General features: G+C 55.1%; 32 protein-coding genes and 1 pseudogene. 22 read left to right on the top strand and 11 right to left on the bottom strand.

Annotated elements, in window-relative coordinates:
• Window positions 1–1298 precede the first annotated feature (1298 nt).
• The 4 genes from WD430_RS20525 (at window position 1299) to WD430_RS20510 (ending at window position 4430) form a co-directional block, all read left to right on the top strand.
• Window positions 1299–1706, top strand: coding sequence for a winged helix-turn-helix transcriptional regulator (locus tag WD430_RS20525; RefSeq protein WP_339105980.1), 408 nt, complete (start codon window positions 1299–1301; stop codon window positions 1704–1706).
• A gap of 172 nt (window positions 1707–1878) precedes the next feature.
• Window positions 1879–3129: a transposase gene (locus tag WD430_RS20520; RefSeq protein WP_339105979.1), complete on the top strand. Its 1251-nt coding sequence runs from the start codon at window positions 1879–1881 to the stop codon at window positions 3127–3129.
• Window positions 3130–3439: 310 nt separating this feature from the next.
• On the top strand, window positions 3440–3700 hold the full coding sequence (locus tag WD430_RS20515) for a hypothetical protein (protein ID WP_339105978.1): 261 nt from the start codon (window positions 3440–3442) through the stop codon (window positions 3698–3700).
• A gap of 40 nt (window positions 3701–3740) precedes the next feature.
• Window positions 3741–4430, top strand: a complete 690-nt coding sequence (locus WD430_RS20510; RefSeq protein WP_339106172.1) for a transposase — start codon at window positions 3741–3743, stop codon at window positions 4428–4430.
• Between the two features lie 7 nt (window positions 4431–4437).
• On the opposite strand, the gene WD430_RS20505 is transcribed toward WD430_RS20510, so the two are convergent.
• Window positions 4438–5214, bottom strand: a complete 777-nt coding sequence (locus WD430_RS20505; protein WP_339105977.1) for a formate/nitrite transporter family protein — start codon at window positions 5212–5214, stop codon at window positions 4438–4440.
• A 314-nt stretch (window positions 5215–5528) separates the two neighbouring features.
• On the opposite strand from WD430_RS20505, the gene WD430_RS20500 reads away from it, so the two are divergent.
• Entirely contained in the window at window positions 5529–5708 is a 180-nt protein-coding gene (locus WD430_RS20500; RefSeq protein ID WP_339105976.1) for a hypothetical protein, read from the top strand.
• Here the strand turns inward: WD430_RS20500 and WD430_RS20495 are convergent.
• Window positions 5680–5841 carry a hypothetical protein gene (locus WD430_RS20495; protein WP_339105975.1) on the bottom strand — a complete coding sequence of 54 codons (162 nt, stop codon included), beginning with the start codon at window positions 5839–5841 and terminating at the stop codon, window positions 5680–5682. The two genes, WD430_RS20500 and WD430_RS20495, sit on opposite strands and share 29 nt — an antisense overlap.
• Before the next feature lie 78 nt (window positions 5842–5919).
• Here WD430_RS20495 and WD430_RS20490 point away from each other — a divergent pair, with 78 nt between their 5' ends.
• From WD430_RS20490 to WD430_RS20480, 3 genes are all read left to right on the top strand, one after another.
• A complete protein-coding gene (locus tag WD430_RS20490; RefSeq protein ID WP_339105974.1) occupies window positions 5920–6060 on the top strand; it encodes a hypothetical protein in 141 nt (46 codons plus the stop codon).
• Between the two features lie 170 nt (window positions 6061–6230).
• The gene (locus tag WD430_RS20485; protein WP_339105973.1) at window positions 6231–6584 is read left to right on the top strand and encodes a four-helix bundle copper-binding protein; all 354 of its coding nucleotides are present in this window, start codon (window positions 6231–6233) and stop codon (window positions 6582–6584) included.
• 7 nt (window positions 6585–6591) lie between these two features.
• On the top strand, window positions 6592–6966 hold the full coding sequence (locus tag WD430_RS20480; protein WP_339105972.1) for an SPW repeat protein: 375 nt from the start codon (window positions 6592–6594) through the stop codon (window positions 6964–6966).
• Window positions 6967–7705: 739 nt separating this feature from the next.
• On the opposite strand, the gene WD430_RS20475 is transcribed toward WD430_RS20480, so the two are convergent.
• A complete protein-coding gene (locus tag WD430_RS20475) occupies window positions 7706–7981 on the bottom strand; it encodes a PadR family transcriptional regulator (protein WP_339105971.1) in 276 nt (91 codons plus the stop codon).
• Between the two features lie 1351 nt (window positions 7982–9332).
• Complete coding sequence (locus WD430_RS20470) at window positions 9333–11159, bottom strand: asparagine synthase-related protein (protein ID WP_339105970.1); 1827 nt, start codon at window positions 11157–11159, stop codon at window positions 9333–9335.
• 733 nt (window positions 11160–11892) lie between these two features.
• Between WD430_RS20470 and WD430_RS20465 the strand changes: the two genes are divergently transcribed.
• The 3 genes from WD430_RS20465 (at window position 11893) to WD430_RS20455 (ending at window position 14381) form a co-directional block, all read left to right on the top strand.
• Window positions 11893–12741, top strand: a complete 849-nt coding sequence (locus WD430_RS20465; RefSeq protein ID WP_339105969.1) for a formate/nitrite transporter family protein — start codon at window positions 11893–11895, stop codon at window positions 12739–12741.
• A 94-nt stretch (window positions 12742–12835) separates the two neighbouring features.
• Entirely contained in the window at window positions 12836–13288 is a 453-nt protein-coding gene (locus tag WD430_RS20460) for a hypothetical protein (protein WP_339105968.1), read from the top strand.
• Between the two features lie 664 nt (window positions 13289–13952).
• Window positions 13953–14381, top strand: a complete 429-nt coding sequence (locus tag WD430_RS20455) for a universal stress protein (protein WP_339105967.1) — start codon at window positions 13953–13955, stop codon at window positions 14379–14381.
• Between the two features lie 371 nt (window positions 14382–14752).
• Here the strand turns inward: WD430_RS20455 and WD430_RS20450 are convergent, their stop codons facing one another.
• Both WD430_RS20450 and WD430_RS20445 read right to left on the bottom strand, forming a co-directional pair.
• The gene (locus tag WD430_RS20450; protein ID WP_339105966.1) at window positions 14753–15148 is read right to left on the bottom strand and encodes a PIN domain-containing protein; all 396 of its coding nucleotides are present in this window, start codon (window positions 15146–15148) and stop codon (window positions 14753–14755) included.
• Window positions 15145–15342, bottom strand: coding sequence for an antitoxin VapB family protein (locus WD430_RS20445; protein ID WP_339105965.1), 198 nt, complete (start codon window positions 15340–15342; stop codon window positions 15145–15147). Before WD430_RS20445 ends, WD430_RS20450 begins: the two co-directional genes overlap by 4 nt.
• Window positions 15343–15558: 216 nt before the next feature.
• Between WD430_RS20445 and WD430_RS20440 the strand changes: the two are divergent.
• The 6 genes and pseudogenes from WD430_RS20440 to WD430_RS22645 all read left to right on the top strand — a co-directional run.
• Window positions 15559–15834: pseudogene (locus WD430_RS20440) on the top strand (transposase); the annotation flags it as partial.
• Window positions 15835–15950: 116 nt separating this feature from the next.
• Window positions 15951–16220 (top strand): M20/M25/M40 family metallo-hydrolase, encoded by a 270-nt coding sequence (locus WD430_RS20435; RefSeq protein WP_339105964.1) that lies wholly within the window; start codon window positions 15951–15953, stop codon window positions 16218–16220.
• A 475-nt stretch (window positions 16221–16695) separates the two neighbouring features.
• Window positions 16696–17808 carry an amidohydrolase family protein gene (locus WD430_RS20430; RefSeq protein ID WP_339105963.1) on the top strand — a complete coding sequence of 371 codons (1113 nt, stop codon included), beginning with the start codon at window positions 16696–16698 and terminating at the stop codon, window positions 17806–17808.
• Window positions 17805–18167, top strand: coding sequence for a Rieske 2Fe-2S domain-containing protein (locus tag WD430_RS20425; RefSeq protein WP_339105962.1), 363 nt, complete (start codon window positions 17805–17807; stop codon window positions 18165–18167). The genes WD430_RS20430 and WD430_RS20425 overlap by 4 nt, the downstream gene beginning before the upstream one ends.
• A 7-nt stretch (window positions 18168–18174) precedes the next feature.
• Window positions 18175–18570, top strand: coding sequence for a hypothetical protein (locus tag WD430_RS20420; protein WP_339105961.1), 396 nt, complete (start codon window positions 18175–18177; stop codon window positions 18568–18570).
• Window positions 18570–19157, top strand: a complete 588-nt coding sequence (locus WD430_RS22645; protein ID WP_407067151.1) for a GNAT family N-acetyltransferase — start codon at window positions 18570–18572, stop codon at window positions 19155–19157. Before WD430_RS20420 ends, WD430_RS22645 begins: the two co-directional genes overlap by 1 nt.
• Here WD430_RS22645 and WD430_RS20415 read toward each other — a convergent pair.
• The 5 genes from WD430_RS20415 to WD430_RS20395 form a co-directional block, all read right to left on the bottom strand.
• The gene (locus WD430_RS20415; protein ID WP_339105960.1) at window positions 19146–19892 is read right to left on the bottom strand and encodes a class I SAM-dependent methyltransferase; all 747 of its coding nucleotides are present in this window, start codon (window positions 19890–19892) and stop codon (window positions 19146–19148) included. The two genes, WD430_RS22645 and WD430_RS20415, sit on opposite strands and share 12 nt — an antisense overlap.
• Window positions 19893–19957: 65 nt before the next feature.
• Window positions 19958–21079, bottom strand: a complete 1122-nt coding sequence (locus WD430_RS20410; RefSeq protein ID WP_339105959.1) for a mandelate racemase/muconate lactonizing enzyme family protein — start codon at window positions 21077–21079, stop codon at window positions 19958–19960.
• 165 nt (window positions 21080–21244) lie between these two features.
• Window positions 21245–21556, bottom strand: coding sequence for an AzlD domain-containing protein (locus tag WD430_RS20405; RefSeq protein WP_339105958.1), 312 nt, complete (start codon window positions 21554–21556; stop codon window positions 21245–21247).
• On the bottom strand, window positions 21549–22286 hold the full coding sequence (locus tag WD430_RS20400) for an AzlC family ABC transporter permease (protein WP_339105957.1): 738 nt from the start codon (window positions 22284–22286) through the stop codon (window positions 21549–21551). The genes WD430_RS20405 and WD430_RS20400 overlap by 8 nt, the downstream gene beginning before the upstream one ends.
• Window positions 22287–22377: 91 nt before the next feature.
• The gene (locus WD430_RS20395; protein WP_339105956.1) at window positions 22378–22749 is read right to left on the bottom strand and encodes a citrate synthase; all 372 of its coding nucleotides are present in this window, start codon (window positions 22747–22749) and stop codon (window positions 22378–22380) included.
• 419 nt (window positions 22750–23168) lie between these two features.
• On the opposite strand from WD430_RS20395, the gene WD430_RS20390 reads away from it, so the two are divergent.
• From WD430_RS20390 to WD430_RS20370, 5 genes are all read left to right on the top strand, one after another.
• Window positions 23169–23846, top strand: coding sequence for an AAA family ATPase (locus WD430_RS20390; RefSeq protein WP_339105955.1), 678 nt, complete (start codon window positions 23169–23171; stop codon window positions 23844–23846).
• A complete protein-coding gene (locus WD430_RS20385) occupies window positions 23843–24184 on the top strand; it encodes a hypothetical protein (RefSeq protein ID WP_339105954.1) in 342 nt (113 codons plus the stop codon). Before WD430_RS20390 ends, WD430_RS20385 begins: the two co-directional genes overlap by 4 nt.
• 469 nt (window positions 24185–24653) lie before the next feature.
• Complete coding sequence (locus WD430_RS20380; RefSeq protein ID WP_339105953.1) at window positions 24654–24926, top strand: hypothetical protein; 273 nt, start codon at window positions 24654–24656, stop codon at window positions 24924–24926.
• 63 nt (window positions 24927–24989) lie between these two features.
• Window positions 24990–25274: a hypothetical protein gene (locus tag WD430_RS20375; protein WP_339105952.1), complete on the top strand. Its 285-nt coding sequence runs from the start codon at window positions 24990–24992 to the stop codon at window positions 25272–25274.
• Window positions 25274–25735 (top strand): hypothetical protein, encoded by a 462-nt coding sequence (locus WD430_RS20370; RefSeq protein WP_339105951.1) that lies wholly within the window; start codon window positions 25274–25276, stop codon window positions 25733–25735. Before WD430_RS20375 ends, WD430_RS20370 begins: the two co-directional genes overlap by 1 nt.
• The last annotated feature ends 35 nt before the right edge of the window (window positions 25736–25770 follow it).

Genomic DNA, 25770 nt, shown 5'->3' with positions numbered 1-25770 from the left:
ACGACCCCTGCGCCGTGGTACATCAACCGCTGATCACGACACTCCGAGCAGGCGTACAAGATACCATCGGTATCCCCGAACACACGAATGTACCGATCTGAAGGATGTGCGCCGCAATTCCGGCAGTTGCTACTCATCGCGCACCTCTTCAGGAACATACGTTGCACGCGCTCGAGCGATCTCGAATGTCTCGAGTTCGATCTGCTCGCGTTCGCCGTCGGTAACTCGCGGGCGCATCAGTGATCCTCTCCGAACCGGCAGCCCTCTTTCACTCGGGGCATCCGTTCGCGTCGGTGCGTTTCCGTCGATCTCCGATCCTGGCTAAACCCAGGGGACTCGAATTCGATCGTCGCTGTCGATCCAGAGAGCGGAGAAGACAAGTGACGGAATCAAATTTTACCCCACGATCTGTGGGACTACGACGTGTATACGACTCCCCTCCCTGATCGACGTGACGGTCGGCGGCGAGGACCGCCGCGCCGTTCTGCAAAGCGCTAAGGAGGAAGAGAAGGTACGCGAGCAGACCATAGTTGGATGGACTGATATCCATCTTGTTCGCGTCATCTGTTAGCCTCTGAATCGGGTCTTCGCTTCGGTGGAGTCGTCTCTCCCGGATAGGAGTTCAATGGCCGGCGCTGGAAGGCGGTCTGCTATTCTTGGTTCATATGTATGCATTATCTATGCGACGGAGACAATCAAGAGGGGAGACTGAGGACGAGTCGGGCGGGTTATTGGATCGAGTGCGCGGCGGCTCAACGGAGCCACCGACGGACGATTCAGGGAGTCGGACGGATCGAGTAAGAGGCGGTTCAACGGAACCGATAACGGACGGTTCGGGGAGTTGGTTCGACCAGGCGAAAGCGAAGTACGGGCTCGGAACGCTGCTCGTCGCCGCTGGGATCGTTCTCTTCCTGTTCCCGGAACCGATTACCTCGACCGCAGGGCTGCTCTTAATCGGAGCGGGAGTCCTGATCTGGATCGTCAGTTGGCTGCAGTAGACGAGCCAGTGGGTTGCTTCGCGATTCGATCCTCAACTCTCTGGTTTCGAAGCGGCGGCGATCAAGGTCGGTTGCGGCCAGGGGAGTCCGTCGATTGCAAGTGTGGGACGGACCTCATGTGAATATACCACGAGAGATGATACTCTACGCTATTTAGCATTTAATAGATATATATGGTCTGGTATCATAGATTCTGGCCTGAGAGGCGAGATCGGGAAAAGATGTGCACTGGCCGCGTATTAGCGGATGGTGCAAACACATGTATCGACCGGAAACCGAGTCTCAGGAAGGACATATCACATGTTCAGAACAGATATCGTTTTCGAGAGGTTTGGAACAGGCGACGTTACAGTATCTTTCGCGTGGATCGCGGATGATCTTATACCAGTACTTGGGATCGGCGTTCTCATGGTTCTCGGCGTTCTTTTCGTGAGGGATCGATTCGGGCTCAGGGAGACCAGTACTATCGAGTCAGCACATCGCCAGACAGAGATAGTCTCTGATCAGAAGCGGGTCTACAGACTGCTGCAGGAGAACGGGGGACAGATGAAACAGTCCGAAATCGTCGATACAGTTGACTGGTCAAAAGCCAAGGTCAGTCGCCTGCTGTCGGACCTGGAAGACGACGGAGAGATAACGAAGATCTCTGTGGGTCGGGAGAATCTCATCTGCCTTCCCGGTCACGAACCCACTGAAACCACATCGTAGGACCAGGATTCAGGCGGGTCTTGCTTCTCACAGCAGTACAGCGCGGAAGCCCACCCCTTTAGGGGTGGGAGGAAGCGCGTAAACTCTATGCCATAGTCCGCCGATACCAGCAAATCCGACTCCTGAAATAATCGTTGCTAATTTAAATAACCAGTCTCAATGTGAGTCTGTCATGGAGGTGCAACGTACCGTTCGGGTCAAACTCGACGTGCCCGACGAGCGACGAGCCCACCTCCACCAGACCATTGAGCAATTCAATACTGCCGTCAATTACAGCATCGAGAACGGTCGCAACGACGACGGCTACCTCATCACTGCGAAGACGAACATCCACGATCAAGTCTACCACGACCTCCGTGACGTGACCGACCTGCCCGCGAACCTCTGTGTTCGCGCCTACTCGAAGGCGGTTGAAATGATGAAGTCAACGGTCGCAGACTGGAAAGAGGGCAACAGTCGCCCCGTTCCGACGTTCGACCAGCCAACTGTCGTCTACGACAAACGCACGCTGACCATCAACGAGAGGAGCGCGACCCTCTCGACCGTGGATTCTCGGGTCGAAGTCGAATTCGACCTCGGCAAATACCAAGCCGATTACCTCGATGACGACGACTACGAGAAACGAATGGGGACGCTCCACTACGACGAACAGGAGAGTGACTTCTACCTCCACATCGTCGTGCAGAAAGAGGTCGAGGAGCGTGAGGGTGACCGTGTTCTCGGTGTTGACCTGAATCTGAAGAACGTCGCCGTGACCAGCACGGGGTCGTTCTACGACAGTGGTGAATTACTGTGGGGGCAGAACCACTACTTCCGCGTGCGCCGGAGCCTCCAAGACAAAGGCACTCGCTCCGCGAAGCAGGTGTTAGCGCGACTGTCGGGGCGAGAAAACCGCTTCGTCTTGGACCGCCTGCATACTATTTCTCGACGCATTGTGGAAGAAGCCCGCCACTATGACTGCTCGTACATCGCCGTCGAAGACTTGACCCATATCCGCGAGCGGATGGACGCCTCCGACGACCAACTGAAACGCCAGATGCACCAGTGGGCGTTCCGCGAGTTACAGGAGATGATTCAGTGGAAAGCCACCGAGTACGGGATTCGCGTCGAGAGCGTGAATCCCGCGTTCTCCTCGCAGACCTGCTCGAAGTGCGGCCATCAATCAAGCACGAACCGGAATTCGGATGGGTGGTTCGAGTGCAACGAGTGCGGATACGAGGGAGACGGCGACTACAACGCTTCCAAGAACATCGGGAAGCGACTACTCTCTTTACCCGAGGGCAAACGCCCCTCGGGGTTGGGCGACGGTCATCTTGCCCTCAAGAGCGGGACAGTGACCCTGAACGGCGATTACACCGCCTACGACACCGTGTCGGCAGAAGGGGAGTCCCACGCTCAAGCCCACGGCTTTAGCCGTGGGTAGATGACCGATGACTATTGAGGAGGGAAAACAGCGAGCAGCAGCAGTGTGTGACAACTGTGGCAGTATTCATCCAGCACGTATCAGGAGTGATGGGGAGATACGATTAATCGGTTCAGCCAAGAAATCAGGTTGCAGATGCGAAGATCCCAATTTTCGCATTCTCAGTAACGATGCGAGTGCTCTGGAAAAGAGAGAGCAGAAGAAATTATAACCCATCTGAAATAAATATCGTGTAAAGCACTCTATGGGAAGATCATACCTTGCTAATACTGCCGTCCCTCTCATTATCGTTCAAATGATAGGATTAAGCATGGTTGGAGTCAACAAGGTAGAGACAGAAGAGGACTATATCCACGTCCGATTTAGAGATCCGGACCAATTCGACGAAATTCGGACGCCTGATTGGGCAGAGGATCCTGCCCACTCGGTTTCAGAGGGGAGTGAAGTGCGAATGGGACAGGAAGATGATAGTGATGACTGGAAGGTGGAGTCCGTTCTCATCAAGAAAAGCGTCGGCGAAGACAAGGCCGAAGAGGAGGCTCGAGATATCGTCGACAAGATCGAGTCGTAGGGACGCCCCGGCTTACATCGTCAGCGTGTCGCGCTAGCCAATCACGACTGCCTGTGACGTCAAGCGGCTGGTACCGTTTTCTCTTCGATCCAGAGTACCCTCATATCACAAACGCCGCGCGTTCGAGAAACGCCGCGCCAGCCTCCAGCAAACCGGCACGCGGAGCGCCCACTTAACCTACCACCGCATCGGGGACAGATTCGGGCAGTGGAGTCGAGACTACCTCCATCAGTGTTCTAAGACTATCGTAGAAGAAGCCCGCCGACACGGGTGTACACACATCGCGTTCGAGAACTTGGAGCGGATTCGAGAGCGTATCAACGACGGGAAGAAGTTCCAGCAGTGGGCGTTCAACGCTCTTCAGACAATGGTCGAGTACAAGGCAGAAGAGTGTGGTCTCGTCGTGGAGACTGTGAACCCGCAGTACACGAGCCAGCAGTGTTCGAAGTGCGGGTGTACGCTGGAGGAGAACCGCGACGACCAACACTTCGAGTGCCTCGACTGTGAGTATACGGCAAATGCGGACTACAACGCCGCGAAGAACGTGGCGCGGAAGCTAGCGTTGAAACTCCAGCGGGGGCAGAAGTCTCCTGCTGGAGGGGCGTTCTGTCAGTACGCCCTGAAGTCAGGGACGATGACCGTGAACGCTACTGAAGTGGCGTCCGATACGTTTGTATCGGCAGAACGCGAGTCCACTGGCAAGCCCACCGTTTCAGCGGTGGGTAGCTGACTCGAGACTATCGCTCCCCCGAGACCTGAGCGATGTGGCTGACCGTAACCAACCCGAGCCCTCCCACGACGTTCCCGGCCGTCACGACGGCGGTCGTCGTCCCCAGCGCACCGACACCGATATTCGCACCGAACTGCATCCCGAAGAAGACGTGGAGAACAGTGACGATGACGTGATCGAAGGGGCCGAGTGCCAGCAGGATACCGACGATGTACGCCATTGCGATCCGGCCGCCGACACCGTCGACGGCCTCGAGGAGGTGAGAGAGTAGTGCCACGAGCGCACCGCCCGCGATAGCGTCCGCGAACACCCCCGTCGGCTCCCGGTGGACGATCTCCTCGGCGACCGTCACTAGCGCATGGTCCGTTCCGGAGGGGAGCGCGCCGGGAACCGACAGCACGAGCACCATGAGGGCACCGCCGACGAGGTTGAACGCGAACGTGACGGACCACAGGCGGAGCAGCGGGCCGATCAGCCACGAGTCGTCTCGTTCGATCGCCGTCGCGACCGGATCGAAGAAGTTCTCGTTGAACAGCTCCGACCGTCCGACGACAAGCATTACGAGGGCGAGACCGAACGCGAGCGATCCCGGGAGTTTCGCGACGTCACCGGCCCGCGGTGCGACGACCGAGTGGACGATGCCGAGCGCCGCGAGGCCGAAGACGATCGTGAACCCGGCGATGAAGCTGGTCGAAATCAACTCGAGCCACGACTGATCGAGGCGTCGTTCTCCCTCGTCGGCCGCACGATCGAAGATCTCCGGGGGATCGGGAGCGACAGACATGTGCTGACAATCGTTTCACCTGACAGGCGAAATAGGGCCTGCCTGCGTCTCCGGAGATCGGTCGCATCTCGAGTACGTTCGGACGCCGTGGCGGTCGGAGCCGCGTCTCGAGTCGCGATCGCCACAGGTCTCGAGATCGAGACGTCCGCACCAACATTTTCCGGGATTCCCTCGTGCTCTTGACGGGTACCCCGTCATCGACACGACCACTGTATCGATCCCGAACGGTGATCCGGGAGCTGGAACACTCGAAACTCGGACAGTACGTCGAGCCGGTAGAACCACTAACTACCCGCGCCACGTATCTCCAGTCGATGGTCAACGCCTTCTGGCTCGACCGCGACCTCGAGCGGGCCGCGGCGTGGCTCGTCGACCGGCACGTCACCAGCAGCGTCTTCGAGTGTTCGATGGTGCTGACGACTGCGGTCCAGTTGAACGGCTACCCGGAGTCCGACGCGCTCTATTTCACCGGACGAAGCGGCGACCGTCCGTAAAGAGGCCGACCTCGAGGTCGCCGGCGTTCACGTCGGAATCGACGTGCTCGAGGACGACCCCGGCAGAGCGGCTGAGACCTGCGTGGCTCTCGACTGCGATCGGATCGTCGTCCGGTATCTCAACGACAGCCATTTCGAGAACACGGCGGTCGTTCGGGAGACGGCGACTCGGCTTTCGGCACTCGCCGACTGACTTGCGGACCGCGGACTCGTGCTTGGCTATCACAACCACGACCACGAGTTCGTCGACCTCGAGGGTGACGAGCGAAGCGCCTTCGAGTTCCTGATCGACAAGACAGACGACGCCTTGTCGATCGAACTCGACGTGGGCTGGGCGAACGCGGCGCGGTGACAGTGATCCACCGGCAAATCCATCGTTAGGCCCGCGGTAATGATCCGTGAACCGCGCCTCACCGATCGGCCATTCCGCGGTTCCGGTCGCGAGTATCGCCCCTCACCGTTCGGTCGGTTCCTCGTGGCCGGTGGATAACAAAGCCAATCGCCGACGACCGTTCGATCGCAATGGCACTGACTCAGATCGACCACATCAGCGAGAACGAGGAGATGCAGGACTGTATCGACAACTGCTTCGAAGCCGCTCAGGCGTGCGAGTGGTGTGCCGACGAGTGCGCCGGCGAGGGCGAGGAGATGGCCAAGTGTCTCCGGCTCTGTCGCGACGTCGCCGACTTGACAACGATGCACGCGCGGTTCATGGCTCGCAACTCGAACTACAGCGCGCAACTCGCCGAAGCCTGCGCCGGCGCCTGCGAGGAGTGCGCCGAGGAATGTGAACGCCACGACGCCGAACACTGTCAGGTCTGTGCGGACGTCCTCCAGGACTGCGCGGAGACTTGTCGTAACATGGCGTCGGCCTAAACGGCGAATGGACGCGACGACGAGGATCGCCGCCGGCGGAAACTGCCTGCTCGGCTGCTGGCTGATCGCCGCCCCCTTCGTCTTCGCCGTAACGGGAGTCGCCCGCTGGAACGACATCTTGGTCGGCACCGCGGTCGCCCTCGTCGCCGGCTACAACTACGCCAGCGTTCGCAGCCGGCGGTCCGCGAGCGCGACCGGTGCAGGACTCGTCGCAATTCTCGGCTGTTGGCTCGTCGTTGCTCCCTTCACTCTCGGCCTGGAGGGACCGGCACTGTGGAGCGACATCGTCGCGGGGACTGTGATGACGAGCTTCGGTGGCTACAACGTGTACAGTCTGACCGCTGCCGACCGTTCGCCATCCGTCCGGTCGACTGCTGAATAGGATCGCGACGGAACGAACCGACGACTACCGGCGTTCGGACGCGAACCGACGCGGACATCACTTTCTTTCATTCCGAACCGCCTGAGTCACGACGCTGTTTTCCCGGATCTATCGTTCGGTCGCTGGTTGTCGGAGATGTCGGCAGCCTGCGATGGATTTCTATAGATTGATAATCCCTCAAAATAAAGTAAAAGCTAGTCTCGGATGTCAGAGGCAGTTGTTCCGAGACACACCCACCACCTGCCGTAGCAGGGATTCAACGAATTCCTGCCTTTTGAACGGACGGAATGCAAGATCGCTCAGTACCGCCCGTAGAGTGTGTGTTTCCACTCACGCTGACCTCCTCCCATAAACTCCGCGAGTCCAGTCTGTGGCTGCCGTCGCCATTGCCACTCGGGATAGCGGATCTCCACATCCCGGCCCAGACCGTCTCCCAAAAGTGGACCCTGTACGGCTTGATCGCCTGCCAGCAATGACCGCGACAAGCCCTTCCTCAACTCGACGGCGCTCCTCACGTTCCCAGCCGTCTCGACGGATCATTGACTGGAAGCGCTCAGCAGCGTCACACGATACCGCAAATCCCCTCAGTTGGGCGAGAACCAGATTCGGATCTAGCTGACGATGACGATAGTTGGAGGAGTATGGAATCCCGTGACGATGGAGAGTGCAGTTGCGAGAATCTCAGTTCTACCGAAGTCTGTACTATTGCGCCTTCTTGTACTATTGCGCCTTCTGGTGATCAGAGGTCGACGTACTGATCTTCCCACTCTCGACGAGCCTCAAATTCCCGCTGGCCGCGTCTGGTGATACTGTATACGTTTGTTCTCTGATCCTTCTCACCTTTCTCAACCAATCCTTTGTCAACGAGGGTATCCAGATTCGGATACAGTCGGCCGTGGTGAATCTCTTTCTCGTAGTAATTCTCCAGTTCTTCTTTGATGGCAAGGCCATGAGGCTTGTCAAACCCAGCGACAGCGTACAGCAGGTCTCGCTGGAATCCAGTTAAATCGTACATGATATCTATTCTATTAAGATCCTTATCCAATAATAGCTCCGGTATTACTATCGATCTGTTATTCTGAAAAACCGAGAACTGCGATTGTAGTCCTGTCGAAAGTTCGGATACGCCGTTACCACGACCGCTTTCCCATCCTAGACAGTGCCTGGCTAACTGACGGCTGAGAACGTGTAGCTGTGCAGCGGCTGACCCGCTATCCTCCTCCGAATATTGTCGCTCAAAGAGGATTTCAACAGAGTCGTTTATTTGGCTTTGGGGTCGCTGTCACGTGAAAATGCTGACCTGGTCAGTCATACTCTTCGAGGACGCGAGCGGCATGCAACAGCATTCCTGTCCTGGTGAAGCCATGCCATTGACGAGTCTCATTTAGTTGTTCGTATTGGCTCGAACTGTCTTCCGTTGGGTTCTCGAGTTCGCGTTGGGTGTGCATAAGTAGTCTACGCCACGTGAGCCCATTCTTGTCCTTACGATCGTCGAGACGTTCGTATTGGTCGTGAGGCAACTCTACTGAGACGTACCGAGTCTTCTCGGCCCCCGGGACCTCAATATTGATCGACTTGAGGTCGTCTTCGTCGTCAGTACTCACATCGACCACCTATCACCCCATGGGGCAGACCAATGATAGAGAGTTAGTAGGTGATCGTTGGAGATCTTCGGCTACGTTCGCCACTGCTCGAGACGACGTCGCGGCGTCCTCGCCGTCCTCCGTCACGAGTCAGTGCTCAATCTCGACGTGATCTAGGACAGGCCTCGTCGATCCTCGTGGGTCTCAAGGCGGGCAGCAACCGCCACGACGATACGGTCTGGGACCTCGGATCTCGATCGTTTCGGCGACTGTCGTATTCTCGATCTCGTCCATCATGGCTACGTGGGTCATAGACATCGCCGATTACATCGATTGCTCCTATGAGACTGCGTACAAGAAGCTCCGATCACTCGAGGACGACGGCAGCGTGTCTCGAGTCGGAAGGCTCTCGTCGAGGCCGGCCCGGTGTGGATGTGGTGCCGGACGATCCCGACGCTGTCGAGGATCCCGAGTCGGTCAGCGTGTCCGCACGACAATCGGACAGGGAAATCAGCAGCTATCCAGTGGATCAGAGCCGGAGAGGAACGTGAGGATCGGCCGCAGACGTTCGAAGAGCTAAATGGACGGGTTAGCGACTGATACTCGAACGGACAGGATCGTGGCGAACGTCCAGCACCGCACCGCGGCCGCTGTTGCTGGCGAACGGTGGACAGTCACCCTAGATCATCCGAGGAACAGCGGTTGGGTTCGATGATTCACCCAGCACAGCGTGAGTGACGACGGGTCGAGACGGCGGGAGGCGTCGTGTTAATGAGTCGCTTCTTATCTCTCTTGGACCCGGGATACGAGAGGCATCTCGAGGAAGGTGACGAGCGAGTAGAGTGGCCCCAGCTGGCTCTCGCCGGCGAGGTGGGCCTCGTAGCAGTCGTTCACTCCCTCCCAGCTCAGGAACGGGAGCGATCGGATCGTCTCCTTGTGTCTCTCGAGTGTTTTGGGGATGAACTCGTGTGTGCGGATAAGCTCGTGGTGGTCGGGCCAGGGTCCACGTCCCCAGTGTGATTTCTCGGGGTCACTCAGGAGGTATTTCTGCATGAACTCAGTTGCGAGTTCCCCTGCTCGCTGGGCTGCTAACGGATATCGGATCGGGACGACGCCGCTCCCGTGTGGATAGTCGGCCAGGTCCGGCGCCAGACGACGGATCGCCTCGTTGATCAGGTCACCCCTGAGCAGGTGACGAACGGGGATGGTGAGGAAGAGGTCGAACAGCCGGTTGTCGAGGAACGGCGTCCCCGACGGCATCATCTGGCTGGTCCCATGATAGAAGAACTGCGAGGTACCGTTCGTGAGTGGACAGCGACTGGCGAGCGTCGCCTCCCGGAGCGAGGGGTATGAGACGCCGTGATCGATGACCTCCTCACCCTCCTGTCGGACGTCGTCACGGTATATCTCCCGTACGCTCCGTGGTAGCTGGAGATACGCGGGGGTGTTCACATCGGCCCGGTAGTCGACAAACTCCTCGACCGTCTCTATCGGCTGTTCGCGTGGCAGGTCGAACGACCCGAGCGGGCCAAGGTCGACCGATGACTTGCGGAGGTGGTCACCCTTGAACAACATATCTCCGTAGTGACCCGTGAGGAGGACGTCGACGCTCGAGGAGAGCGTCTCAGCGAATTCGTTCGCGTGTGCCTGGTTGAAGTAGCCGACGAAGTTAGACATCACCGGGTTACTGGCGAGTGAACGGGCCAGATAATCCTCGTCACGGATGAGCAGTGTGAGGGGAGCGCCGGCCGCCGCAGCTACCTTCGCGGCGGTCTTCGCCTCCCGGTTGTGCCATTCGGCCAGATGGAACGTCTGTACCTGCCTATCGAGTGCGGTGAGCGCAGCCAGGACGAGTCGAGAATCGCTCCCACCGCTCAACAGGAGTCCGTACTCGCCTGCTCGATCGGTGCGGTCAGCAACGACGTCGCGGAACGTCCTGGCGAGGCGGTCGGCGAAGTACTCCCGCGATCGCTCGCGTGGCGTATAGACCGGCCGCCAGTACCGGTGTCTCTCGTAACTGCCGTCGGGATCCAGCGTCATCACCGAGCCGGGCTGTGTTTTCTTTACGCCGGTCAGTGGTGTCCGGACGCCGAACGGTCGGTGGAGGGCGAAGTACTCGGCGAGATACGCCTCGTCGAACTCCGTCTCGACGCCCGGGTGGAGGGGGAGCGACTGAATGTTAGTCGAGAAGACGATCCCGTCGTCGGTCACGGAATAGTACAACGGACGGGTCCCAAACCGATCAGTGAAGAGGGAAAGCTGTCCGGTCTCGCTGTCGTGGATCGCACCGGCGAAGTTGCCGTTCAGTCCCGAGACGAACTCCATCCCGTGGCGTTCGTATCTGGTAGCACACTGCTCTGCCCCGGTCTCTCTGAACCGTTCGTATCCGTCCGGGCCATCGAACCCCCACACCGATCCCCAGAGCCAGATCCGGTCACCGCCCTCGGTCTCCGCGTAGCCGAGGTCGGCCTCGAAGGGGTGAGTGACCGACGCCACCGCTACATCTCCCTCTTCACCCTCCAGCGAGCGTTCGTCACCAGTCCAGTGAAGGTCCTCGACAAGAGGATCGATACCAGAGATATCGCTGACCGCTCCGCAGAGTCCGACCATATCTGACCACCAGGTTTGAGCGACTCTATTATACATACCCTAACTACGCCACACATAGTCGTGGATATTCTCGATATTCGTAATGAAGGCGTTCGGGCGAATCGCGATGTTCCCTTGGTCAGGATTGTCGTTGGTGTCGAGCGCTCGCGGAATCCAGCTCACGTTGGTCTGTACAGGTAGTACACTGTTCAACAGAGGTTCTTGACAAGATGGAAGAAAACCTATAACTGAACAGAACGTACAATCATGACCTCCAACGAAACAGTCGACGAACCCCCTATCTTGGAAATCCATTATCGCTGAGGGTGTCAAGCCTGTCATCAGTTGAGGATTTCAACAGAGCCGCTGTTTTCAGTCGTTTGTACATCTCTGGTAGCCCCTGAGGGCTGCATGTGGTGATAGTCCCTTGTTGCTGTTCGAGTTCGGTGATTCGTGGTCACGAGGTCTGACAGTCCCCCTATCGCGTATTGACCGACGCACACGGCGCCGTATCGCTCGTGGAGAGTCCCACTGAACTGAAGCTCGCAATTGACAGTCCCCTACTGCTGTCGAGTTCAACCATGAACTCGAGTTCAGTGATACGCTGGAACACGGGCTGTCATAGAAGAGTTTCCATACTCTCTCTGTGACTGGCACCGCGCTCCATCGTGCTGGTCGGCACAGCCATGGTTGAATGCAGGGACAGGGGTTCATGCCACTACCACGCAAACCAAGATGACGGTGATCGAATACTATGGCATCCAAAGAAGAGACGGGGACCCCTGAACCGACCCTAGGAGTCCGCCAGATATTACAACGAGAACTCGTCATCGCACTCAAACAGATCAGACGGCCAGCAAGCGGATTGTTCATCGCTGGCGTCGCTGCTGGCATCAACGTGAGCGTAGGGGCCCTTCTCATGGGTATGGCAGTGACCTTTTCGGGAGGGTTCTCGTCGCCGCTCATCCAACGATTCGTTCTGGCAAACGTCGCGACGGTCGGCTTCATCGTCGTTATCATCGGCCAGACGGAGCTGTTCACTGCTCATGTTATGTTAGGGGTGCTTCCGGTCATCGACCGCCGTGCTTCGCTGGGTGATCTCGGTCGGCTGTGGGGGATAGTGTATGTCGCTAATTTGCTTGGATGTACGGGGTTTGCTGGATTTATCGCTATTGCTGGTCCAGCACTCGGAATTTTCACGCCGGCAGCAGCCAATACGCTCGTTAGCGCCCTGCTTCCGCTCTCGTGGTGGGCGATCGTGCTGAGCGGGATCATTGCAGGGTGGCTTATGGGGTTGGCAACCTGGCTCGTCGCTGCCGGCCGTGATACGGCCGGTCAAGTCCTGCTGATCTGGATGATCACGGGCATTATCGGGTTCGGCCCCTTCCATCATGCCCTTCTCGGGACGACCGAAGTACTCTCTGCGATGTTCTTGGGCCAAGGTATCACTCTCGGTGAGTTCGGCCACTTCCTCGTTTGGACAACGATCGGAAACGCCGTGGGTGGGACCGTCTTCGTTGCATTGCTCAACTACGGCCAGGCGATCAAAGCGGGCGATCCCGGGGATATCGAGGTTGATCCCGAGAGTTTAGGCAAATCGTGATCCGTTTCGGCACTGTTAATTTAGCAGAGGATACAGCGAGGACCTATACGACCGAACCAAGATCGACGAGGAGATCTCAGCGTCGACGGCACAGATGTACTTCGCGTACGTTCGTGCTTTCCTGTCCTGGTGTGTTCGAGACCAACTCCTCGAGACGAACCCAGCGGACACGACCGAGGCGATGGATCCGCTCCCTGAGGACGACGGGAAGCGCAAAACGCAGTACTGGTCAGATGACGATCGCGAGCAGCTCATCAACTACGTCACCAAGCGCGTCGACATGGCGCTCGAAGGAACGATCCGGGTCGATCGAGAGACTGCGTTCCGCGATAGAGCGATCGTCGTCATGCTCGACGGAACGGGTGCGCGTGGAGCGGAACTGTTCTCAGATCCGAAAGACGAGAAACGTGATGGCCTCCGCTGGTCTGACGTCGATTTCGAAGAGCGGTCGATCGAGGTCTATGGGAAGTCACGAGACTACGAAACCGCACCGTTTCCCGAGAGCGTTCATGATGTCCTCGAGCGATCTGTGACAGTCGGTTCGTGAGGCGACGACGACCCGCTCGGGGCGGGCGACTGTACCGAATTCGCGAAGTGAAAAGTCACAGCGGGCCGGGGCGGGCCCACGGTGAATGACGATAAGGGCGGGTGGGGAGATGGGATCGCTCTGTCGCGTGGGAGAGGTACGCGACAGTGGATATGTTCGGCGCAAGGGTTAATCAACCCAGTCACGATTCTAACAGACTCGGAATCGGCTCTTCACACCCTGTCACTTGCGGCCTCGACACGGCTACCGATCTGTTGGAATCGTTGGCGAGCAAGTTCTCCGAACGGAACTGTTCGGCGAACGACACTCGATCACGAGCGCGTCTCGTACAGGGCTCTATTCGACATTCGTTGCGGCCAGTTATCTGCCGATACCTCGCTCCGCTCGGCTTTCGGACGGAATTCTCTCGCTGAATTAGGCCTAGAACACTCCAGTGCCGACAACAGTATTACGCCACCTATCTTGATGCTCCAAGTACTGGTAATTATTGACGTTTTCACACTCTGATGGACGTACGAAAAGAAGTGGCTGTCAGGCAATAGCTTCCTCTCCGATTTCGATAGTTATCTGTCTTGACCGTCCGTAAAACACTACGCGCTACTTTCTGTCAATCCTTTACAACCAAATCCAAATTTATTTGCCTTCCAGCAGCTAGTAGTATGATATGACGATTGTTGCTTCAGTTGATGACGAAGAGAGATCGAAAGCAGTAGTGAAGGAAGCGGCGACGTTAGCCGATCGCTTTGACGAACCGCTTCACATCGTGTCCGTGTATGAAGAGTCGGAGCACGACCATCTCCTCAACGAGAAAATTAACATCGATGAAAAGGCGACGGATGAGGACAGAAAAGAAATCGCTCGAACGGTCGCCGAACGGGCTTCCGAGGGGATTTCGCGGGAGCACGAAGTGATCGGACGAACAGGAAACCCCGCTGAAGAAATCCTGAACTATGCTACCGAAGTAGATTCCCGATATCTCGTGCTGGGAGGACGGAAACGATCGCCAGTCGGCAAGGCGCTATTCGGAAGCGTCACTCAATCGATCCTTCTGGACGCGGACCGACCGGTAGTCGCGGTAATGGACAGCAATTGATCTGCTTTGCTGTGTGAGCTCCCCAGATTGTCTGTTGGCTCACCAGAAGGTATTCGACGACTCGCGATCCCCTCTGAAATGCGAGTACCGGTAGTGTCGGACCGGTGAACGTATCGGCGACCGTTTTCGGATCGTCCTCCGTTCGGAGGCGGAACGTCCCGCGTGACTGATGAATCGGAGCGTGTGTGATGACAAGCACCAAATTAACTCTGTGACCTGCTCATTCCTCAAACTGGCCTAACTAGACGGTGCCGGACAGGGTGTTTTCAAACTCTTGAATGAATTCAAGTAGATTCACAGCATCAAACGCCAACGGAAGAAGTCGATATGGTAGTATCTCCGTCAGCACGGTACATAACTAACTTAACTGATTAGTCGTCGCAGAGATTCGTCACTCGCATTTTGGGCTCAAGTACGGCCGTCTGAAAATCAGCGTCAGCGACGACGAGGTGATCACCGGTCGAACGAGCGGTAGCCGCAATCATGAGATCCCGAACGGCCATCCGTTCACCTGCTGCGAGGAGTTCGTCTTGGAGCCGAGCGGCTTCGAGCGCGAGATTCTCGTTGAACTCGAGGGCACGGACACCACTGAACCGCTGTCGTTCCGCGTTGACATCGGTTGCTCCCTGTCCAAGCGTCCCAGCCAGAACTTCGTAGACGCAAATCGACGACGTGAGATAGGGCTCGTCCTGCGATTCGACGTACTCGACGGTTTCATCGACTCCCTCAAGCATGTCGATGATAACCGACGCGTCGAGAAACGTCATTGCCCGAAGCTCTCTCGAGAGCGCTCGACGGCATCACGGGCATTATCCGCTGTGTCCGAATCCCACGCACCGATAGTGATCGGTTCCTCTTCGTTTGCCAATCGCGCTAGCAACTCGTCGAAACTCTCGTCATCGCGCTTGAGGCGATCGAGTTTTTCTTTCGTCTCGTCTGAAACGCGGATGGATGTGCTCACATGTATGCATGATGTATACATACTCTAAGTCCTTTCGGTGTACCCAGTTACGTCTCCGCTAGACCACCGCTTTCTGTGAAAGCAGAATCACTCTTCTAGAGAGGGTCAGATACCCTATCTCGGCGAAAGCATATTCCTGCGTCTGTATTGCGGAGGGGGAGGGGATACTGAAACGCTCGGGCTGGCCATTTTCTGGCTCATGAGGAAAGAACGTAGAACGACTGGCACGAGACGACCCCCATTTACAGACGAAACAAAAGCTCCGAGGCGACCGATAATCGGCAGTACAGCGTCTTCATGACGAATCGCTATTCACCCTCTGCCATCGGGCACGGAGCACGCTGGGAGATCGAGAGCGGATACAAGACCATCAAACGGTTTATGGCCGCAACGACGTCGACGGACTTCGTCCTGCGATTTTTCTACTTCGGGTTTGCGTGTCTCTTGTTTTCGCTCTGGCGATCAGTCAATCACCTCGTGCTAATGGAGGTCTTCTGGCGGACACTACCTGATGCTGGCGACGACCCCACTGCGTACGACGAACAGCTTGAAGATTCCATCTCCCGGGCTCGGTTAAATGGAGAGCCAGTCAATGTGGATATCGATCGATGCTCTTTTTCGAGGGAATGAGTGTTGAACCGGGCCACCCATTCGTTGAAGCTGTTGTCAATGCTGCGGACAGCGTGGGTATAGATTCCGAACCGGTCGGGTTCAACGCAGCGAGCGATGCGCGTTACCTCCGCCGTCTTGATATTCCCACCGTCCTTTTCGGCCCGGGTAATATTGAGGACGACGTTCATACCGTTGATGAGTCCATTAACGTTGACAATCTTATTTCGAGGCCAAAACGTACAAAAACGTCCTCAACCGAACGTTAAGCAGCTAATTATCAACGTATGATTGCAACCGTCGAGGTTCGGGCAAGAACTCACAAGTCGATCTTACGATGAAATCTCAACTCCATTCGGTTTGAATAGAGGAGACGAGATTAGTTCGACGAAACGGCTGTCATTGGTCTTCCGCTAGCCGAGTGGTTGCCTATTTCCATGACGACAAGTATCGACTACCTTCGTTGCTCCGGATGCCACGATTCGTATGAAGAGCTGCTTCGCTAGAGACTCAAAATAGGGGTAGACAGTAGACGGTTGTCGAACCCACGTAACAGTATAGTCGGGGGCATATTATTTAGAGATATTGGGACACTCTATGAGTTCAGATTCGTCGTGATGGGACGGCGGTTTCTATCAACTAGTCATATAATATATCCCAATACAATTTATATATTATATACTTTTATATTCAAGTTATAGCTAATGAGTTAAATTTATTTATGATTACTATGTAGGAAGAAATATGAAGGAGAAAAACCAAGCGGTCTCCTCAGTAGATGAGCTCACAGTCGTAGATACCGATCTTCACCTGACGGAACAGCAGGATGACATCCTGCCATACCTTGAAGAACCGTTTAACAAGGTTCTTAACGTTAACAATCAGGAAAAACGAGGACAGGTAGAGGGCGGGTACCTGAGCCAGTTGTACCCTTCCGCAGGCCACCTCACTCCGACTGATACCGGTCGAGCCGAGACCGACGACGTTCGGAGTCCCGAAGACGTTGAGCGCGCGATGGAACTACTCAATCTTGACGACGCCATCCTCACGCCTGGCCTGAATCTCCGCCTCGGGTTAGTCCACCATGACGAACTCGCGGCAGGATTCATGACAGCCTACAATAATTGGTTACTTGATACCATTCTTGATGAAGGCTATCACGGTTCGATGGTTGTCACACCCCAGAAGCCCGAGAAATCAGCCGAGGAAATCGACCGGCTAGCTAGTGAATCTCAAATAAAGGCGGTTATGATTCCTGGCGGTGGTGTCCACCCTCCGTTAGGCCGTAAGCAATATTTCCCTATCTACGAAGCTGCCGAGGACGCCGGACTCCCAGTAATGATTCATAATGCTGCGACTGGCATCGTTGGTAACTACCCTATCCAGTGGCGCGGCACGAAACGCTATATCGAGGTCCACGTTCCTTACCACTCCGCTGAACAGATGTGGCACCTATCAACCATGCTCACGAACGGCGTTCCGGTCCGGTTCCCTGCCCTTGATTTCGTCATTCAGGAGTCTGGAATTGGATGGATTCCGTACTTCATGCGGCGGTACGACAACGAGTATGGCAAAAAGCAGAACGACGCGCCCTTGCTGGAAAAGCGCCCAAGCGACTACATCCGCGACCAGTTCTTTTTCACCAGCCAACCGACTGAAGGGATCGATGATCCGGAATACCTCTGTCACACTATTCGGATGTTCGGCGGTGCCGAGAACCTCATGTTCTCAACCGACTATCCCCACTACGACTTTGACTACACTGATGCACTGCTGAGTTCACTCCGCACCGAGTTCAACGCCGATGAGATACAGAATATCTACGGCCAGACTGCTGCAAATGTATTCGACCTATGAGTGGGAAACAAAAACACTTTGTTACAACTGCAGACGACCTCAACGATGGCGAACACGTTATCGTGGACATCAGGGAGCGCGAGATAGCGGTATTCAACCTTGACGGAGACTACTACGGTCTCCTCAATTACTGTACCCATCAAGGTGGTCCTGCCTGTGAGGGGCGACTAACCGGAGAACTCGTTGAAGATGATGATGGAGAACTCCGCTACGAGCGTGATGGTGAATTCGTCTGCTGCCCTTGGCACGGCTGGGAGTTTGATATTAAGTCAGGCTATAACCTCGCTCGATCCGACGAGTATCGAGTCCCTACCTACGAGGTTGTTGAGGAGGGCGGTGACCTCTACGTGATCCTCTAATTGTAGAATGTCACAGGACACATCCAGCGCCGTTGAGGCTATTGCAGACCGAGATCCCGGAGAAGATGACGACCCCTACGATGAGATTGAAGTAGCATCTCTTCCTGATTGGTGGACGGATGCAGTTCAGGAGTTTGAGGCTTACAACCTCCGAGCGTACCGACCACCGCGGTTCGCTGACGGAACGCTCAAGCGCGCCGTCGTTAAGAAACTAGAGACGAAACTCGGAGTTTCCATCCGGTTCGTCGGCCGAGACGTCTCGTATCGGGACGACTGGGAAGTCCAAATCGACGGCGAAAAGATGACCGACATTGGCCGACACCGGAGTCCAGACGGCTACACAGTATTCGAAATTGAAGCTGACGAGTTCGTCGACAAAGTTACAGAGGCACTTGAAGAGTAATGTCTGAGAATATCCCAGGGTCTACGTTTATTGAGGGTGAGAAAGTCCGACTAAAGACTGTAGAGGAGGGCGATTTCGACTTTTTACGGAACAATATCAACGACTCTCGGATTCGACGAGCGATGCTCGGTGACGGCCCAACCAACACTAAGCAGTTACGTGACAACCACACAGAGAAACGTGATTACCAGTTTGTTATTGCCACCTCAGACTCTCGCGTCGGGTATATCTCTATCCATGAGGTGAGTTACACGCACGGCACGGCAGCTATCAGTTACTGGGTTGATCCTGAGAAGCAGGGACAGGGCCATGCAACCGAAGCTATCCAGTTACTCCTTCAGTACGCATTCGACCAGTTACGACTCCATAAGGTTCGGGCCGATGTGCGAGAGTTCAATAATTCCTCGCGTCGAGTCCTCGAAAAAATTGGGTTCAAGCACGAGGGCGTACTCCGGGAAAGTCGATACGTGGACGGTAAGTATTGGCACCGCCACCGATATGGCTTTCTAAGACACGAATGGGACTCCTCAACAGTAGAGTGTCAGGAGGTTTCGACTACCGGGGATTGGGGAGACTCACCTGATTAACCCAGCACCCAGCTTATCATTCTGGACGATACCGCCGTCGCGCTGGAGTGACTTCTTCGCATTAGTGAGCTTAGAGACGTTTCGGAGGTTATCCTCGGCGAAGTTCGCGAACGCATCGTTGTACTCAACGTTGTCTGCAAGGAGTATCGCGTTGGCTTCCATTCCTTTGGCGGCAGCATCAAACTCAAATGCCATGTGGTCAGCATCGTGGTTGGAGTCATGGAGGAATAGATCTATTGTGGTCTCAGCTGCGATTTCGGGTAGAATTTCACGGGCGTCGCCAATTCTCAGGTCCCAGTACGATTGTAAGTCATCGGGAACCGTCCAACCTGGAGTAGGATCTTCAATGTCGCTCGGCAGAATTTCGGGGTCCTTAATATCGATAGAGTGCAGTGTTCCTCCTCCGTTTACGTCGAGTGCTCGAAGCAAATACGCTGAACTCAGTCCGTCGAAGACGCCAGTTTCAACCACAGTATCAGGCGCTTGGAAACGGACGAGAACGTAGAGCACGTCCCGCCAGTTCGGTCCAAGTTCGTCGGGTCTAACGCTAGTCTCAGCTAACCCAGACTCAATAATGTCGTGGAATGTCTCATCGCCTCGAATCTCTCTGTACAGCCTTCGAACACGGTCAGGCTCAACATCAAGCAATGACGTAACGAACTTGATGCACTCCTCTTCGTCTATCTCACGCTCGAAATTATAGAAGCAGTCCGAGTATGGACTATCGTTATCCATGGGATTTAATTGTCAGTAGATTAGTTTAATCTTTCGGATAAAGATTATTAGAAATTAGTCCAGAGCTATCGATCGATTCGGTACTTTTCGACGTTGGATTCATCGACGGTTATACCGAGGCCAGGCGCCTCAGGTATTGGTAGTGTCCCGTCGGATAAATCGAAGGGTTCTTCGATAATGTGCTCATCCCAAGCGTAGTAGACACTGTCCGGTGGCAGGTTAATTGCGGGTGTAGTGGCGACGAGATGAGCCAGCGCTGCGGACTTTATGCCAAGATCAAACGCACAGTGGTGGGACAGAGAGATTCCAGCATCGTCGGCGATGCCTGCAAGTCGCTTAGCGGCCTGCAATCCACCCGCGGGAACCATATCGATAACGCCCGCGTCAATGGCGTCTCGCTTGATGAGCTCGAGCAGATTGTGTCGGAAATACATATCCTCGTTGGCAGCGATAGGTGTCTGGAGTCGCTCACGTAGGCGCTTGAATGACCCGAAGTTGTCGATACGCATCGGCTGTTCGAGGTACTGGAGGTAAATTCCCTCGTCTTCGAGTGAGGCAGCGACCCTGACGGCCTCCTCGGTGGTCCAGCCCTCATTAGGGTCAAGTCGGAACTCTAGTTGGCCGTCGACCTCATCGTGCATTGCCACGATGCGTTCGATGTCCTGTCGCCAGTCGCGGCCTGCTTTGGTCTTGAGTACGTCGAACCCATGTTCGAGGGCTATACGGGCGTGTTCGCGAGACTCCGCCGGTTCAAGTACGCCAAGGCAAAACGAGACATCGACCTTCTCGCGGACCTTTCCACCAAGGAGCTTGTAGAGGGGTTGTTCGAGGTACTGACCCCACGCGTCCCACATTGCCATCTCGACGCCACCGAGGAAGGGATCAATGTCGAAGTATTGGAACGAGTCGAATCGCTCGGGAAGTAACTCAACGGCCGAAACGGGTTCATCGATGAGTTTGTCTGCAATATCAGTCTCGATGATCGCCTTTGTAGAGTCAGTCGAGAGGGTCGAGCGCATTTCACCCCACCCGGTGATATCGCTATCGGTGTCGAGTCGAATGAGGACTCGCTCCATGTCGTAGAACTCAGTGTACGTTGTCACGTAGGGTGCGATGCCGAGTGATTCTGAGAGGGGACATATGTCTAGCCGAACTGGTATCGCTTCGATTTCGGTTATTTTGGGCATTTCATATCTAATAGTTATCTTCTATGACTTTAGTTTATTGATTCAAAACTAGGTTATAATATGTTTATATCTTCTAGTTGCCTTCATCAGCTCTACTCATCAAATCTTGGCTGCTTTTTTGCTCTCATTTTACTGCTGGTCTTAACGATGGGATTTTTGGAGGGCTTATGAGATAGTTCTAAACAGGAGAACGGCCGCAACCCCACAAACGAGTGCAACAAGCACGTTCTCCGTTCGCCACATCACTAATAGCACGACGGCAGCAGCACTCCATTCCGCAGGACCAGCACTAGTCAGTTCAGGGCCAAGAATTGAGATAATAATCGCACCCGGTAACACCTCAAGTCCAGCTTCAGTCCGGTCTGAAACATTAATATGACCCAGAAGCCAGAGTCCGCCAGCCTTTGTCACGTAGGTAGCTGCACTCATCCCGATGATGACAGCAACAACTAACGGATCAAATTGGACGCTACTCATCAAAGCGAATCACCTCAACGAGACTACCGGCCACGCCTCCAAAGAGAATGTACCAACGCCCAGGCAGAAAATGCGCACCGAGAACAGCGATACTGAAGGCAGTTATCCAAGGCAGAAAACTTGACTTCCCCTCCCAAAGCCCGACAGCAATCGCAAGAAAGACCGCTGTAAGAACGAAATCAAGTCCATACTGGGCTGGCTCTCCTATCACACCGCCAGCTATCGCACCGAGAACCGTTGCAACGATCCAAAACGACCAGATTGCGAGCCCGCTTCCGAGAAGATACGCACCCTGATGGCTCCCCGATTTGAGCTTCCCCATAGTAAGTGCCCAATTCTCGTCTGCCGTGAAGAAGACGCTTCCATACGCTTTCAACGGAGAAAGCTGGCTGAACCAGGGACGTAACGCTGCACCCATCAGCACGTAACGTAAATTAACGATAAACGTCGTGCCAATAACAGTAAGTATTGGAATTGGTGTTTCCCATAGCTTGATTGCGATTAACTGAGCTGCTCCTGCAAGAACGGTTGCGCTCATAAATGCTGCTTCTGCAACACTTAATCCGGCTTGACGGGAGAGGACTCCAAAGACGATACCATATCCAGCCACGCCGAGGGCGATCGGCACACATTCAATGTAGCCATCTCGCACACCACTAAGTGAAAATTCCACAGTAGGACCTTCCGGTTCCTCTGATTGGTGTGCTGAATCAGCAGATCCAGTGCTCATCTATTCCCTCCATGATTCACACCACTTGCATTTAGTTGAAACTAGCATAGTTGCATGTTAGGTACGGGCCTATCTAAAAGTTCGGAGAAATTTATTTCTCCTCAACTGCTAGTTCTTCGTGGTTAAGGACTACATCTTCAGATACGATCCTCTGTATGAATGTTTGACCACGATTCGTCAGCGTGTATTCTCCATCTTGGGTACAAACGAAGGGTTTTAGTTTACGGAGGTGATAATTGAATTTCCCCTTATCATCAACTGATATCGATTCTCGAAGCCCTGTGTAAGAGAGTGATTCGGATTGTTCATGAAGTGCGACGAGAATTTCCAATCGGGTAGTATTCGATAGAACCTCGAATACGTTGGTTGCGTGCTCGATTTCTGAGCCTTCAAAAGAAGGAGACTGATGGGTCTCTTTATCTCCATACTGATTACCAGGCCAGATCCAACTGGGTATTGCCATCGTCAAATTTTTTGTGCAGCTCTTATAAAATATACCCGAAGTTTAGCAGATTAGAATACTACATTAGAAAACGGACCACCCCTCCAGATATATACACTGGCCTCACTGGGAGTAGTCTGTAAGGGGTTGTGATGCACAGAAGACTCAAAAGGTATCTTTGAGTGGCGAGTGAACTCGCGAAATCCGGAACTACAGGTCTGGAGGCTGGATTGTCCTTCGATTGTTCACTTCAGCACGCTCGGTGGCGTCCAATGAAGAGAGATCGTCTATCGATATGACGGGTTGGACTCTTGCCGACGATGCAGACCATACCTTCTACTTCTCATCAGGGTTCACGCTTGAATCAGGTGAGTCCGAACCATCTACAGCGGGAGCGGGTCGAACTCTGATACAGAACTATACTGGGGCTCTGTTCGTAGGTGCTCGAGACCGTCACTGATGAGTTATCGAAAGACTCGGTGCTTGCGTCGGATTTGAAAATGAAACAGGAGCTGGTCGACGAACATCTTGGCGACCGGTACGACTACATGCTGTTCGACGTGCCGGGCTCGCGAAACAAGCTCACGAACAACGCAGTCGTCGCCGCACCGAATGCGATCCTCCCGTTGATGCCTGTTCCGGAGGCGCTGAACGGACTTCGAGAGACTGCGACGCGGCTGGTCGCGCCGATCCGAGGCCAGCTCGGGGAGTTCGAAATTCTTGCGACCGTTCCCAACGACCTGAGCGCTCATATCGATCACCAGACGAAAGACCGGAAGCTACTCGAGGCGATGAACACTCAGGAGAGCTTCGCGAGTTACCTGTTGGCCGGCCGTGACGGCGTGGAGCCACAACAGGGGTCGCTCCCCGACGGCTACGATCTTGAGTCCGTGCTCGATGACCATGTTCCGCCGTTCGCGAGGATCCGACCCGACGAATGGGAGGCGATCGACGCCGGCGAGATGACGCCGCCGAAGCCACCGATTCGACACACGGGCGCGGTCGGCGACGCCTACGAACACCGCCAACCGCTGACGGCTTACCAGCCGGAGAATCCACAACTCGAGCACTTCAGCGCAGTTGCTGATATCATCGAACAGGGAGGGGTCACACAATGACGGACTTCAACCTCGGTGAACCAGCGCCCGACGCCGACGACGAACCGGAAGAAGAACAGCCCGACGAGACCACAGACACAGAACCCAATACTGAAACGATGGATGAGCCGGAGAGCAAACACTCCGAGGACGTTGGCCCAGATCCGTCAGAGGTCGATATGCCTGGGGACGACGACGCCGAGGACGAACCCGATCCGACTGAGACAGGGCCGGCGTTCCCCTACAGCGAAGTCAAACAGAGCCCGCTGTACGCTCGCGAGGAAACCTGGACCGAGTTCGAGGACGAACTGGACTTCACCGTCACACCAAAACTCCGTCGAAATGGGAATTCGGGATGACGAACTCCGTGAAGTCCATGATGTTGCTCTCGAGATTGTTATAGACAACATCGATGAGATCCCGGAGCGTCTCGCGGAGAAACGACGAGAGTCGTAGTAGAAACAAATATCTGAACAATATGGGCGCTTGGTACGCTGATACCCAACTCGAGACGCCGCTGGATCAACTCGTCACACTGCTGATATGGTTGCTAGTACTGAGTCCATCACGCCCGCGATTCAGGGACCGATTCCTGAAGAGTTGGGCCATTGCGGGCTCGAGGCGACGGACCTTCGGTAGCCGACACGCTGATTCTACCCACGCCGAAGACTTTCACCGTCTGCAACTAGTCCGAAAACCTATCAATCAATCTGGTGGCGTTCTACACGGCCGGTCGCACGGTCCGGCCGACAGGGAAGACAGGACCGTTCACTCTCTCGCCTGTCCCTGTCCGGTGGACTGACGATTCTCGAGTACCTCCACTCGCGCATGTCCCAGTCCCGAACCCAACGCTTCCGTGGCCGATCGCCGCCCGACCGCGAGCCCGGCTGGCAGGTCTCGACCGTTGCTCGCCGATCGACGAACAAATCCGGGGCGGCGGTCTGTGCCGTCACGGGTGCGACCGTCGCGCTCGAGGAGACTTACTATTTCGTCACGTTGCGCAAGCCCACCAACTCGCCGGTTCGACCGCCGGAGTATGATCATCTGGTCGTTCGCGAGGGCGCGCTCGACGAGCTGGATGAGTGGCTCGAGGGTAGCTAACTTCACTTTCACTTTCACCTCGGCACGACAACTCTTTTCTCCTTCGTGTACCTTTCAACAGTAATGATCGATATAGAGGTAGACAGTATGGATATTGATACGGACGGAATGTTAGAAGAACTCGCAGACGCCTACGCAGACCAGATCGAACAAGGTGGTATCGATTGTCCCTCTGATGGTTGTGACAGTGAGGCCTTTAATGCAGAGTTATGGACGACCGATGCTGGCGGGCTTGAGGGAGCCGCTGTATGTCGCGAATGCAATTCTCGGATAGACCTGGATCTCGAGGATTCTGACGTAAAAGAGGGTCTGAAAGAAATAGAAGACTCGCTCAGCAACATATTCTGATGGTTGCAGTTGAGACTATCGTAACTAGTGCAGGCGTATCGTTAGTGGTATCTCTTGCAGCCTTTGAGTACCGTCACCGGAGAGAACGCAGCTACGAAGACCGACAAGAGATTGAGTCATGGTATGCAGAAACAGCCGAACTGGCACGACAAGTGCAACAAACTTGGCGTAGAAAGTATAAACGCCCCTCCGAAAATGGCGCATTTGCTGACTTTGACGAAATAAAGAAGGAGATGAATCTCTATGCAAGCCAGTTGTCTTCCCACGCTAGCGGAAGTGCAGATCTAGAGGTTGACCAATCTGTGGTTGATGATTTAGAAGAAACAGCAGACTACTGCCGTGATCTCTATGATACGAGAATCAGCGTTGGTAGTGGTGCTGAGGAATTTGACGAGGTTGGTGAGAAGGTAGTCGGGAAGGCAGAAGAACTTCAAGAAGAAGCCCTTAAGCATATTTCTTAGCACGAGCAGCGAGTCAGCGTAGTCGAAAGACCCGA

It is taken from the genome of Haloterrigena sp. KLK7 (genome assembly GCF_037914945.1).
In the GTDB taxonomy this organism is placed as follows: Archaea; Halobacteriota; Halobacteria; order Halobacteriales; family Natrialbaceae; genus Haloterrigena; species Haloterrigena salinisoli.
The sequence above is the reverse complement of the archived record's forward strand: the minus strand, read 5'-3'. Positions and strand labels throughout refer to the sequence as shown.